Annotated in this window: 13 protein-coding genes; all 13 read right to left on the bottom strand. The window is 42.2% G+C overall.

Features of this window, described 5'->3' with window-relative positions; genetic code table 11:
* Positions 1 to 6: 6 nt before the first annotated feature.
* Entirely contained in the window at positions 7 to 1,683 is a 1,677-nt protein-coding gene (locus tag LPB68_RS13805) for a glutamine--tRNA ligase/YqeY domain fusion protein (RefSeq protein ID WP_068660259.1), read from the bottom strand.
* Positions 1,684 to 1,772: 89 nt separating this feature from the next.
* Positions 1,773 to 2,429: an MOSC domain-containing protein gene (locus tag LPB68_RS13800; protein ID WP_068660261.1), complete on the bottom strand. Its 657-nt coding sequence runs from the start codon at positions 2,427 to 2,429 to the stop codon at positions 1,773 to 1,775.
* Between the two features lie 88 nt (positions 2,430 to 2,517).
* Positions 2,518 to 3,012 (bottom strand): GNAT family N-acetyltransferase, encoded by a 495-nt coding sequence (locus LPB68_RS13795; RefSeq protein WP_068660263.1) that lies wholly within the window; start codon positions 3,010 to 3,012, stop codon positions 2,518 to 2,520.
* A 35-nt stretch (positions 3,013 to 3,047) separates the two neighbouring features.
* Entirely contained in the window at positions 3,048 to 4,271 is a 1,224-nt protein-coding gene (locus tag LPB68_RS13790; RefSeq protein WP_068660265.1) for an MFS transporter, read from the bottom strand.
* A gap of 186 nt (positions 4,272 to 4,457) precedes the next feature.
* Complete coding sequence (locus LPB68_RS13785; protein ID WP_068660267.1) at positions 4,458 to 5,318, bottom strand: formate/nitrite transporter family protein; 861 nt, start codon at positions 5,316 to 5,318, stop codon at positions 4,458 to 4,460.
* 343 nt (positions 5,319 to 5,661) lie between these two features.
* Positions 5,662 to 7,023 carry an FAD-dependent oxidoreductase gene (locus tag LPB68_RS13780; RefSeq protein WP_068660269.1) on the bottom strand — a complete coding sequence of 454 codons (1,362 nt, stop codon included), beginning with the start codon at positions 7,021 to 7,023 and terminating at the stop codon, positions 5,662 to 5,664.
* 341 nt (positions 7,024 to 7,364) lie between these two features.
* A complete protein-coding gene (locus LPB68_RS13775) occupies positions 7,365 to 7,550 on the bottom strand; it encodes a uracil-DNA glycosylase (protein WP_068660270.1) in 186 nt (61 codons plus the stop codon).
* A gap of 31 nt (positions 7,551 to 7,581) precedes the next feature.
* Positions 7,582 to 8,844, bottom strand: a complete 1,263-nt coding sequence (locus LPB68_RS13770) for a pyridoxal-phosphate-dependent aminotransferase family protein (protein ID WP_068660272.1) — start codon at positions 8,842 to 8,844, stop codon at positions 7,582 to 7,584.
* 77 nt (positions 8,845 to 8,921) lie between these two features.
* A complete protein-coding gene (locus LPB68_RS13765; RefSeq protein WP_232510280.1) occupies positions 8,922 to 10,238 on the bottom strand; it encodes a M20 family metallo-hydrolase in 1,317 nt (438 codons plus the stop codon).
* Complete coding sequence (allB, locus tag LPB68_RS13760; protein ID WP_068660274.1) at positions 10,235 to 11,626, bottom strand: allantoinase AllB; 1,392 nt, start codon at positions 11,624 to 11,626, stop codon at positions 10,235 to 10,237. The genes LPB68_RS13765 and allB overlap by 4 nt, the downstream gene beginning before the upstream one ends.
* Positions 11,627 to 11,657: 31 nt before the next feature.
* Positions 11,658 to 12,026 (bottom strand): hydroxyisourate hydrolase, encoded by a 369-nt coding sequence (gene uraH, locus LPB68_RS13755; RefSeq protein ID WP_068660276.1) that lies wholly within the window; start codon positions 12,024 to 12,026, stop codon positions 11,658 to 11,660.
* Entirely contained in the window at positions 12,023 to 12,982 is a 960-nt protein-coding gene (pucL, locus tag LPB68_RS13750; protein ID WP_068660278.1) for a factor-independent urate hydroxylase, read from the bottom strand. Before pucL ends, uraH begins: the two co-directional genes overlap by 4 nt.
* 41 nt (positions 12,983 to 13,023) lie before the next feature.
* On the bottom strand, positions 13,024 to 13,554 hold the full coding sequence (gene uraD, locus LPB68_RS13745) for a 2-oxo-4-hydroxy-4-carboxy-5-ureidoimidazoline decarboxylase (RefSeq protein ID WP_068660280.1): 531 nt from the start codon (positions 13,552 to 13,554) through the stop codon (positions 13,024 to 13,026).
* Positions 13,555 to 13,559 lie beyond the last annotated feature (5 nt).

Below are 13,559 nucleotides of genomic sequence, written 5' to 3'. Positions count from 1 at the left end.
ATTGGTTTATTTCGTGATCGGGAATGAACTCTTGAGTGAGACGATCCGATTAAATACCGGATGTCCTGCTGTAGAATACTTAGAATCTACGTTGAAATAACCATGACGGAAGAATTGAAATTTATCCTGAGCAACTACATCAACCATCCCAGGTTCAATATATCCGTGAACAATTTCCATTGAATTTGGATTGATCTGATCAAGGAATGTCTTCTCTTGTGTCACATCAACAGACTCTTCTACTTCTTCATCTTTTATGAGTGGTTCATACAAACGGAATTCAGCAGGAACCGCTTGATTAGCCTCTATCCAGTGAATGGTACCTTTCACTTTACGCCCGGTAAATCCACTACCGCTCTTCGTCTCCGGATCATAGGTACAGTGTATTTCAACAACATGACCATCTTCGTCCTTAATGACTTCATTACATTTGATGAAGTAAGCATTTTTAAGTCGGACTTCATTCCCTGGGAATAACCGGAAGTATTTATTCGGTGGATTCTCCATGAAATCCTCTTGCTCAACATATATTTCCCGAGAGAAAGGAACTTCGCGATTACCCATTTCAGGATTCTCAATATTATTCTCTACTTCAAGTAACTCTGTTTGTCCCTCAGGGTAATTCGTTATTACGACTTTGAGTGGATTCAATACTGCCATTGTACGAGGAACCTTTATCTTCAGATCTTCACGAACAAAGTGTTCCATCATTTGGCGATCTACAACACCTTGGCTTTTGGAAATTCCTGTCTCGTAGATAAAACTACGAATCGCTTCAGGTGTATAACCTAGACGACGTAGTCCTGAGATTGTTGGCATACGCGGATCGTCCCAGCCATCTACCAGTTGTTGATCAACTAATAACTTTAACTTACGTTTACTTGTTAAGGTCTGTCCAACATTCAAGCGACCGAATTCATATTGATGCGGAACATTAGGCATTTCACATTCTGCTATTACCCAATCATAGAAGGGACGTTGATCTTCAAATTCCAATGAACAAAGTGAATGTGTTATCCCCTCAATAGCATCCTCTAGTGGATGTGCGAAGGCGTACATCGGATAAATACACCATTTATCACCTGTATTGTGATGATGAGTATGAGAAATTCGATAAATAACTGGATCACGCAAGTTAATATTCGGTGATGACATATCAATTTTGGCACGCAATACTTTTTCACCATCATTAAATTTGCCAGCAAGCATCGCTTCAAATAGTTCCAGGTTCTCTTCTATACTACGATCACGATAAGGACTATTACTACCCGGTTCTGTCAAAGTGCCTCGCGTCTCACGAATTTGTTCGGCATTGAGATCATCGATAAAAGCTTTACCTTTCTTAATCAACAACACTGCGCGATCATACATCTCATCGAAATAGTCTGAGGCGAAACGTAGTTCATCCCATTCATATCCTAGCCATTTCACATCTTCTTGGATAGAATCTACATATTCCGTATCTTCTTTGATCGGATTGGTATCATCGAATCTCAGATTGGTCTTCCCGCCGAATTCATCTGCTAACGTAAAGTTAATATAGATCGCTTTCGCATGTCCGATATGTAAATAACCATTAGGCTCTGGTGGAAATCTCGTAACAATTTCCTTCACCTTGCCGGAATTTAGATCTTCTGTAATGATACTTTTAATAAAATTGGAGGGTGTACTTGGGTTCTCCACTGTAATCAACCTTTCATTCTTGAGATTTATGCCTCATCTTGCACATAATCGCTTCATACAAATATACCTGTAAAATAAAGAATGTTCAATTAAAATGCACCTTCATCCAGCCACTTTTGGAACCTTTGTCTTGTAACAGATGACAGAACCTCCAGCTTTATCATATGTTGCAATACTTCTGGATCTCTATCTTTAGGACTGCTGGCAAGAAGACGCAAGACTTCAACTACACTGACTTGTGCAGCATGCGACTCCAATTGATCAATCCGTGAAGTTGAATTTAGATAACCTTCTCGTAAGACTCGGAAATAAAATCCACTATAGCCCGTCTTTAGGAATTGTACTGGAAGATCAGCCACTCCGTGTTTCTGTGATAGTTTATAGCAAGGAAATCTAGGTTGGCTAACCTGTAGAATTGCATCACCCACTTGATACACATCTCCAATGCATACGTCAGACTCTAACATGCCCGTAACTGTCAAGTTCTCACCGAAGGCCGCATACTGCAGGGATTTTCCGAGTTGATTCTCCCAATAAGCATAATGTTCGTATGGATATACACATACAGCTTTATCTGCACCACCATGATTAACCAAATCTGCCTGACCATCCCCGTCGATTTGTTCTTTTCCCAGAAACACATCACCTTGAATCGGTTCCTTATAAATACCTGTCTCAAGTACTTTCCCTTGGTATTCAACCGCGATAGGCTTTCCAACATTGAGCGAAATCAGTGCACTCGCCATTCCACCGAACTCCCTTCCATTAGACCCGCAATCATTTACATTATATATAGTCAGATGAGAATATTTCTTGCTTGAATGAAATTGATTCTTATAAGAAATAACCCATCAAGATATCATCTACATAACGTCCGCCCACATAAAACTCTTTGATAAGCCGACCTTCTCTAACAAAACCACATTTTTCATAAAATTTCAATGCTCCCTCATTAGATGAAAGCACACGTAAGCTTAGCTTCTTGATCCCCTGTTCAGTCGCCCACTCTTTCAACGTTTCCATGAGTCTTGTCCCTATTCTCTCCTGCTGATACTGTGGATGAACGGCAATATTGATCTCATACACATGGTGATTACTGCGGATCAGTGTAGGATAACGAAACCCCACATAACCACAAAGTTTATGGTCTACGAAGGCAACAAACTGCGAACCTGGTTGGCAATGTCGTAAGAAATCCTCACGTGAAGTCCAATTCAATGGCTCAGGGGAACTATAATCATCCCAGACGATAGCATCTAAGTCCATAAGCTGTTGTGCATCTTTCATTTCAGAGAGGCGGATCGTCAATGTTCGTTGGTTAATCTCCATTCCTTTCACCTCTTTTCACTAATCCTGTTCTAATATTAGATTACCGTTGACTCTTCTCCATATTTGTCTGCTCTATTCTGAATGGCATGTATAACGAAGAAGATTACGCCGATTACTGCTGTGCCTGAGGCTAACCATGCGACAGGTACAAGCCCACCCCCATCATATAAAACACCCATTGCGTAGGGCCCAATAACCTTCCCTACCGCACCGACCCCACCAGAGAGGCCAATGTAGAATGGTGCAGACCGTCCTGCATGATCAGAAATGAATGACGGGATAGCAGGTGATATAAGCATTTCACCTATTGTCGCTAGGATCATTGCCAATACCATTCCAGTATAATTATGCGTTAATAATATCACTATATATGCTAACAGATAGAACACAGCACTCATCGTCATTTGAGAAGATGATGTTCTAGCCAACCATCTTTTTAATAGACTGATCATAGGTTGAGCTACGAAGATGAGGACACCATTCAACGTCCATAGGAATCCATACGCTTTCTTTGGAATTCCTTCTGAAATAATAAATGGGGATACCCCTGAATTCCATATCGAATTGCCTAGTAATATGAACATAGATCCTAAACCCAAATATAAGTATATACGTGTATTACTAAGCAAACCCCATACACTTTCTTCTGTTGCTGATGTTGTTTTTTTGTCTAAATGTACTTCTCCCTGCTCTTTATTCAAACGATTCAAATAATTGAGAAAGAAAAATGCAAAAATAACCGAAGTCAGACCATTCGCAATAAATGTGAGTTTATATGATATGTCTGCTAGAAACCCACTCAGCGCTGTTCCTAAAGCTACGCCAATATTGTTAGCCACATAAATAATATTAAACAATTCTCCACGCCGATCCGCAAATCGAAACCCAATAAATGCCTGAATAGCCGGCAAAGACAAAGCATTACAGAAACCGATAAACCCCATTAATGCCATATAGAAATACCAATACTGACTTATCACCGGTAGAGCAAACAACCCTATCGCATTTAACGCTAATGAACCAACAATTAACTTCTTAACACCTACCCGATGGTAAAGTGATCCTCCTAACAATTGTCCTATAATTCCACCTACAGCTTGAATGAGAATAACAAGCCCAGCATCTGCCATATTACGCCCCAATTCATCGAATACAAACATCGTTGTTAGGGGCCACATCAGCGAGCTACCTGTAGAATTGATCAAACTAGCTAAGAGAAATACCTTAACTTCTTTCGGGTAATTCTCTAAAATCTTCATCCGTTATTATCTCCCAAATATCTAGTTGTTCCTTCTATCTTAAATCTCCAAGCCCAATTCTGCAAAGTTAACCTGATTAATCAAGGAAATAAAAAGGGTCGACTCTTCCTTAAAGAAAGGATTAGGTCGACCCGACAGTTACTTTTTATCAAGCAGAAACGGCTATGCCGTCCTTTATCAGAGAGTTTATCCTTCCGATTTATATAAGTGCTCATGTAGTGTTCTTGCCTGTGAAGTGTGCACCTTAACTTTTGCTGTGGCTGTGGCAGAACTCGTCTGTGGTTCGCGTAGATAAGCCACCCAGTAGGCAAGCGCTACGAAGATTGCACCTCCTGTCAAATTACCTAGCCAGACTGGCACGAAATTGATCAAGTATTCTCCCCATGAATAGTAACCGGCGAAAATAGCTGCAGGAATCAGGAACATATTCGCCACAACGTGCTGAAATCCAATCGCTACAAAAGCCATGGTTGGGAACCAGATCCCTAATATTTTGCCACTCATATTATCTGCACCATAGGATAGCCATACCGCTAATGCTACTAACCAGTTACATCCAATCCCTGAGACAAATGCTTGAAGGAATGTAGCATCTAACTTATGTCCTGCCATATCCACTACTTTATCTAAATACACGCCTGATTCCGTCAGTCCAACGATATGTCCAAAAAAATAGGCAACGAATACGGCTCCCGCAAAGTTACTCAATGTAATTAATATAAGGTTCTTTAATGCTTCCCACGTCGAAATCCTCTTCGTAATCCGAGCCAACGGAACTGCCATCATATTCCCAGTCAGCAATTCACCACCCGCTAGAAGCACGAGAATGAGGCCCAATGGAAACACTGAAGCTCCAAGGAGATTTACGATCCCACTCCATTCCGCTGGTGCTCCTGCTACAACACGAATATCTAGTAAAAATCCTAGCGCTATAAATGCGCCCCCTAAGAATCCTAGAACAAGTACCGTATCAAGCCGATTGTGGGCCTTCTTCGTCCCGTTCTCCACTGTCACTTCAGCAATTTGCTGAGGTTTATAATAGGCCATGATCCTATCCCCTTAATCCAATAATGTTTAAAATCTAATCTATTTATACTGATTGTAACGTACTTGTTTCCGTTCTAAACGTAATAATTATCACAATACATGACCGAAAGTGAAAACTTTCACAGAATAGTTCGATTTTCATAATCAACATAAGGTCAATGTCTATGTTATGGATAATATATCGAGGGAATTGATTATTTACTATTGAGATTGATAGTTAAAAATATACATTAGATGATATTCATGACCGAATAATGCACTAAAAAAATCAGGTCAAGGTATTATCCTCGACCTGATTTTGGTATTAAAGTTATATTGTAGTTAGCTACAATATAATATTCTTTTACACGTGGGAAGGCTCTTTCTTAGCAGTAGTAGATAATGCTTGTAGCCCAGCCGTATTCAAGAAATTCCAAGGCTTATTATAGTGTGGTTGGAAGAAGAAATCGATAAAACCAAGTTCATCAACCGTCATTTGATTCTGAATACATACTGAGATCGTATTGATCGATTGTGTCAATTCCACCTTCGACATCAACTGAGCACCTAAGATGCGACGTGTTCCTTTTTCAAATACAACCTTCAAAGTTACATCTTCCGATGTTGGCATAAATTCAGGGCGATAACGATCAGTCACTGTTACTGTCTCTACCTGCAATCCTGCATCGATAGCTGCTAATTCCGTCAACCCAGTTGCTGCAATATTATCCTCGTATATTTTAATACCTGATGTACCTTGCGTTCCCATATAACGAGTCGTCTGATCCACCAAATTGCGCGCAACTAATGTTCCCATCCGTACGGCATTGGTCGCTAATGGAATGTAAGATTTCTTACCTGTCGGATTATAGTGAATCGCACAACTATCTCCCGCTGCAAAAACATCCTTCCTGCTCGTCTGCATATAGTTGTCTACGATAATCGCACCGTTAGGAAGCATATCTACTTGGCCCTTCAACAACTCTGTATTAGGACGGAATCCAATACACAGGATCACCAAGTCTGTTTCATATTCTCCATGCGTAGTAATCACCTTATTCACGACTCCGTTACTTCCTTCGAAGGCAGTCACGGTCTGATTCAATGCAAGCTTGATCCCTTTATTCTGAAAAGATTCTTGAATAGCATCAGTAAACTCAGGGTCTAGGTATTTGTTCAATATGCGGTCTACACCATCTATGAGGGTTACTTCTTTACCATTCATTTGAAAAGCTTCTACGAGCTCGACTCCAATGTAACCTGCGCCGACAACCGTAATACGTTTAGCATGACTTGCCTTTTCGATAATCGTATTCGAGTGGTTATAGTTTTTGCAAAGTAAGATATTATCCAATTCAATTCCTTCAAGCTTCGGAATAATAGGCCATGATCCTGTTGTCATAATCAATTTATCGTAAGTATCTTCAAACTCCTCACCATTTACTAAGTTACGCACGGTTAATTTCTTATGATCGGTATCAATTGACGTTACTTCATGCCGCATGTTTGTATTCACCCCTAAAGCAGCCAGTTGATCTGGGGAAGAATAGAATAGACCATGTGGATCTTTCACGACACCACCTACATATAATGCGATCCCACACGACAAGAAGGATATATTATCATTACGCTCGTAAACGGTTATTTCTGCCTCTGGGTATAATTGAGCGGTATTTACGATAGCTGCTGTTCCTGCATGTGTACAACCTATGACTACTACTTTCATGATATTTCCTCCTCCAAATTTTAGATATCCAAATTTGATATATTTTCTGTAGCTAATTCAGCTGTGATTAATTTCACTTGATAAACCTTATTATAGTGTGATATTTTTCACATTGCAATAGGTATTGATAAAATTTTCACAATCGTCACATCTAAACACTTGCCCTTAACCATCTACTCTAGACAGATTAAGATCTGGTTATTTGAGTTCTAGCATAATTCCCCAGTGATTATTATCATATCCTAATATGACATTTCCACACTCTTAACAACCACTTCTTTGGTCGAGGATAGATACCGTACTTCATTAAGACGCACTGTATCCATCAATTATCAGTCACGTTATGATCTAGGATTACCCTTCTGTTCAAAACTCATGCACGCCTTACCTGATGAAGCAAAAACTGCATGACTGGGCATTATTGCTGTTTTAAACTCATAAGCTCTACATCCCTTAGGGAATTGTCGATCCCATGTGACATAGAAATGCTGACATTTCATACAATTGATACGCTGATTCTCATTCATCTGAATTCTCCATTAGTGTAAGATACGTCAATTATACCATGGGAAATTGGTTTCTTTTATACTCATTTGCCTCATATACATCTAGTGCCGCTTGAACACCATATCCACATGGTAGCGATAATCCGTGCCGTATTAGTACAGCTTCAAATGCACCGAGTAGCCTCAGAATATTATTCTCACGGCAGCTGAATCCCATCGTACCGATACGCCAGATCAAGCCTTTCAAAGGACCAAAGGAACTGGCGATTTCTATCCCGAATCGATTGAGTAACATGGAGCGAACTGATTCCCCATCTACACCTTCCGGAATCAAGACACAGGTGACAACGGTCAACTTACAGTCAGGATCCCCATATAGCTTAAGGCCCATCGCGGTCAATCCAGCTAAAAGTGCCTTTTCATGCAATATATGTCTGGCAAAACGTGCTTCAAATCCCTCTTCAAGTGTCAATCGTAAACCTTCCCGCAGAGCATATAGCATAGAGGTCATCTCGGTATGATGATTCAATCGTGTGGAACTCCAGTAGTCTTGAAGCATGCTAAGATCGAAATAATTACTACGGATAAAAGATAGCTTCGTAGACTCTGCGTATTCTTGTCCTGTTCTTAATCCACGTTCTACCTGCTTACGACTCAACAGCTTAGCCTCTGCGCGATCATTATATGTGATTGGAGCCATTCCTGATGGTATGGACAGACATTTCTGTGTACCACCAATAACAGCGTCAAGCATCCATTCATCCGTCTCAACAGGAACTCCCCCAATCGTTGCCACAGCATCGACAATAAGTAAGACGTCCATCTCACGACAGGCCTGCCCAATTTCCGCCAACGGCTGTATACGACCTGTAGATGTCTCCCCATGGACGATGGCTACCACATCAGGTGTGAATCTCTCTATCGCTGCGATAACCTCATTCGGTTCAAATACGCTTCCCCATGTTTTCTCTATCACGAATACCTCTGCCCCACATCGTTCGGCAATCTCATGTAAGAGATGCCCGAAGCGACCGTAGATGGGGATTAGGACACGATCACCTGGGGCAATAAGACTGACCATCGCCGCTTCAATACCTGAACGAGAGGTTCCGTCTATAGGATAAGCCCATCGATTATCTGTAGAGAATAATTCCCTTAACATTTCCATCGTTTCATTCATAATACATGTGAACTCTGGATCGAATTGCCCCAGAATTGGAAAGGACATCGCCCGCAGTACACGTGGATCAACTTCTACCGGTCCCGGTGTCATAATACACCTTTGTGACGGTGACAAATCTACATACCGCCTCATGAACATCTCTCCTTGTAGGTTCATTCGCTAAACCAATATTGTTAATGCAACATGACATGGATAACTTGGATATCAGTCTATACATATGCCAACTCATACAACATCGTTGTGAGTACATCTAATCCAGCAGCCAACGCCTCAGGAGTTGAATATTCTTCAGGAGAATGGCTGATGCCTGCTTGACTCGGTACAAAAATCATCGTAGTAGCACATTGTGGTGCAAATAACTGGGCATCATGCCCTGCACCGCTCACCATCATGCGGTAAGATTTTCCCCGCTTCTGACATGTACTCTCCAACATTGCACATAGCTTCATGTCCATGGGTGCTGGAGGAGTGCTGAGGCTTAGTGAGACAACAATCTCCAGTCCACGCTTGATTGCTGTCTCACGAAAACCTGAAAGGGTACGGTCACAGAATCCTCCTAGTTCCTCTTCTTCGCTATGACGAATATCAAGCGTAAATACGACTTCACCTGGGATGACATTTGGCGTATTCGGAAACACTTCCAACCGACCGCATGTAGCCACTAGATTCTCACCCACCTCTAGAGCTAAGCTCTCCAAGAGGATTAGCATTTCTGCCAAACCAGCAAGTGCATCCAGCCTCATCATCATCGGCGTCGTACCCGCATGATTGGCTACACCACTGACCTTAATCCGATATCGTCTTTGTCCAACAATAGCTTGCACAATGCCAATTTCTGTTTCCGTCTTCTCGAGAATGATGCCTTGCTCAATATGCAATTCCACAAAAGCACCTATATCACTTCTGCGTGCCCCAGCCTCTAAGCCCATTGCCCTACTTCCTACCCTATTGCCCACTGTCCCTCTATCGTGCTCATCACGATCATCCTCAATAGAGCCAACTCCAAATCCTGAATCCGTCATGGCAGTCAACAGTGATACGCCCTCAGCATCAACGCAGGTTGCCATTTCCCCACCTCCATACATCCCAGTAACATGACCTGAACCCCAGAATGTTAATGGAAATCGACTACCCTCTTCCTCACAAAAGGACACTACCTCCAGCGTTCTAAGTGGATGTCCAAAGGTCTGTTGCAAATAATGAATTGCCGTAACTGCGGCCGCTATGCCATATGCTCCATCATATTTACCACCATTTACGACCGTGTCGATATGGGAACCTGTAAGAATCACTTTATCCTCTGGATTAGCTCCCTGGAGCCTTCCATACACATTACCTACTTGATCAACTGTAACGTCTAGTCCGAACCCAATCATTCTCTCCTGTATAAAAAGCTGTGCTCGACGCCATTCAGACGTATAGAGTAACCTAGTCACACCAGTACCTGGAGCACTAAATTCCGCTAAAGCATCAAGCAACTTCAGCATCTCCAGAGCCGGCGCTTGAATCACAGGTGTGCCCATCATACAGTCGTCCCTTTCCTAACCTGCAATTGTTGTCCACCATCCGCTACAATCACACCATCATCCGCAATGTACACGAGTTTCCCCCTACTTAGGGTAGAAGTTACTTTACAGGATAAGGTCATTCCGATATATGGACTATGTTTATGACGATACAGCAAGTTTTCTACAGTTAGCATGTAAGGACAACTCGGGTTAAGCAGGACCAGATCAGCATCCAATCCTAGGGCTATCGATCCTTTGCAATGCGCCATTCCGAAACGTTTCGCTGGTAGCTCGGCAAGTAATTTTGAAATCAAGGTAACTGGGATCCCACGCTTGTTCACTCCCTCATGAAACATCAGTTCAAGACTACTCTGTGCACCTGAAATACCACCCCATGCATCAACAAATGACAGACCAGAATTCATCTTTAACTCCGTTGGACAAGGAGAGTGATCCGAGGCGATAAGATCGATCTTGCCTAGTTCCAACATAGCCCACAACTTTTCTTTCTCCTCTTCACTTCGCAAGGGAGGGGCACATTTGGCTACTGGCCCTAGGTCTTCCATATGGTCTTCATTTAAGATTAAATAATGAGGACAAGTCTCCACGGTAACGTCTAATCCGCGAAGCTTAGCAACATGAATCAATTCGACAGCAGCAGCCGTACTGATATGGACAAAATGTAATGTACAACCTGTAAGCTCACTATATAATAGTGCTCTTGCAACAGCTTCTATCTCCGCATGAGCCGGACGAGTGGCCGCGAAATCACGCGCGCTACATCGTCCATTTCTCTGAGCATCTGTAGATAACGTTGATGTAATATCTTCACTTTCTGCGTGTAACGCAAGGATTCCACCAAACGATGCAATTCGTTGCATTCCTTGATAAAGCGTATCGCTATCTACTTCGCGGAAACGTCCCTCGCCCTCTCCACCCGGATTGGATAGAAAAGCTTTAAACCCGATAACGCCTTCCGCAAACAAATCCTCAAGGTCATCCAGATTGTCAGGGACTAGACCACCCCATAGCACATAGTCAACAGCTGAATTCCCATTAGCAGCTTCAACTTTAAGCTTGAGTGCTTCCTTATTCACAGTAGGCGGATTGCCGTTTAGTGGCATATCTGCATACGTCGTACAACCACCTGCTGCAAGCGACGCTGAACCGCTCCGGAATCCTTCCCAATGACCCATCGCCGGCTCATTAAAGTGAACATGCATATCAATCATACCCGGTAATACATAATGCCCTGCCGCATGGATGACTTCCGTATCTTGCTCTATTGGAAGATTCTCACCCAGTGCGACGATTTTCCCTCCAATGACTCCGATATCCAACTTGAGTACTTCATCAGGCAACACCACATCACCATTCTTAATCACAAGTTCATACGAGTTCTTCATGAAGTACTCACCTCCGGTCATCCAATCTCCACTAACTACCTCTATACGTGCTGTAACCTCCCGGGGCTACTAGGAGCGGAATATGATAATGTCCATTAACGTTGTCTATATTGAAACGAATAGGGATCTGTTCGAGGAATAATAACTCCGTTCCACCGTTTGTACTTTCCAATTGTGTTAACCTAAAATAATCCCCTACCTCAAACAGCAACTCATACCTCCCTACTTCCATCCCAACACCATCTAGAAGCGGAGCATGCAATCTCCCATCATCGTTCGTCACTGCTTGACACAACAATAGGTAATCACCATCACTTAATTTCCGCAATTGAACTACCACACCTGCTGCAGGAATCCCTCTTGACAGATCAAGCACATGAGTCGTTAACCGTCCATTCATACTAACGTCCCTGTAGCTTCCGCTAGATCTGCACGACTCACAGAGAAGCCTTGGAATCCGTAAGGTGGACGAGGTTCTGTAAACACTCCCCCTTTTCCTTCTGTTGGCTCAACAATCGTCTCCCACGTACGGTTGTTTGACTCGAAAGAGACCGTAGCTAATTGCGGAAAACGCGTCAGTACTCTTATCCCAATCTGATATATAAGTGATTGAATCGATGGACTGCTAAGCTCATGAAAAGCACTATGAGCAATATCCCTTACCTGTTCCACGGCTACATATTGTCCAGCATCCCCATCAAGCGCATGTTGGACATCGCTGTAAGTCCAATCAATATTCAAGAAAATATATAGCGGTCGATCATAACTCTCTGGCAATGTTGTATATTCATCTTGCACAAAACCGTAGAACGAGCTTCCACTAACTTTTATCAATTGCAGATCCTTCAAGTTGCATTCATGTGATATTACCTCTGGTTCATCTTCTCCACGTTGCATTGTAAGTGAAGCGGAATACGACTCATTATTAGAGTGCCTTAGGACGAGCTGACTTTGTTTCAGACCCTCACTACATGGAACCATGACTTGTTCAAAAGGGATCCTGTGCGCTGTGATGGATATCGATGTCACATGATTATATCTATCCATGAATCGACTACTCAATAATTGAAGTAACCCTTCCGTTGTGCTTCCCGTATAATCAGCTGAATTCCGTAGAATGAAATTTTTCATGGAATCCGTAGCTACCACCATCGAGTTATCACCTTGCGAGAAAGATGTTAAAAAGGCTTCCCCCGTCACAGCGAATGAAATATTATGAGCGAATATAATGTTATCGCAGCCTGTGAAGGAAGACTCCGAAATTGGTGAGACTAACAGTGGTTTTGCATAAGTACGATAAGTTAGAACATCGTGTTTTCCATAAAACATCGTACGTCCGTTAATAGGCTCTAGCATGGCTAACACTCTCCCTAAAATAAATGTATACATCTATATACTTATGATTTTGTGCTATCTTGTACTATTAAATCTTGTAGGCGAAACTTCGTAATCTTCCCAATTTCTATCAAAGCTTGCATCCATTCCTCTTGCTCCGAGTGATTCAAACGTTCAGTTATAGCGTTGATAATATCGTCTTTATTCTTACCACGTACAGCGAGAATGAAAGGGAATTGAAATTTTTCCATATACGTTGTATTCAAATCTGTCAGGATATTAAATTCTTCTGCCGTCAACAGATCAAGTCCAGCCCCTTGCTGTTCAGCTGCAGACAGTGGCGTGACTTCCATTCTTGTTGCTAGATCTGGATGGGATCTTAGTAATCGTTTTATCTGACTCTGTTCGGAACTCCTCGCCGTTTCCAACAAGACCTGATGGAGTTGCTCAATAGAACGAAATGGGATATGACGATACGCCCGCTCAGCTACCCAAGGCGAATGTTCAAAAATCCCACCAAGACTTTGTACAAACTCTTCCTGACTCATTCCATTGACCTCATCAAGTGTTACGGATGATATCGAATTTGTCATCTTAA

The organism is Paenibacillus crassostreae, from assembly GCF_001857945.1.
GTDB classification, from domain to species: Bacteria; Bacillota; Bacilli; order Paenibacillales; family Paenibacillaceae; genus Paenibacillus_AQ; species Paenibacillus_AQ crassostreae.
The sequence above is the reverse complement of the archived record's forward strand: the minus strand, read 5'-3'. Positions and strand labels throughout refer to the sequence as shown.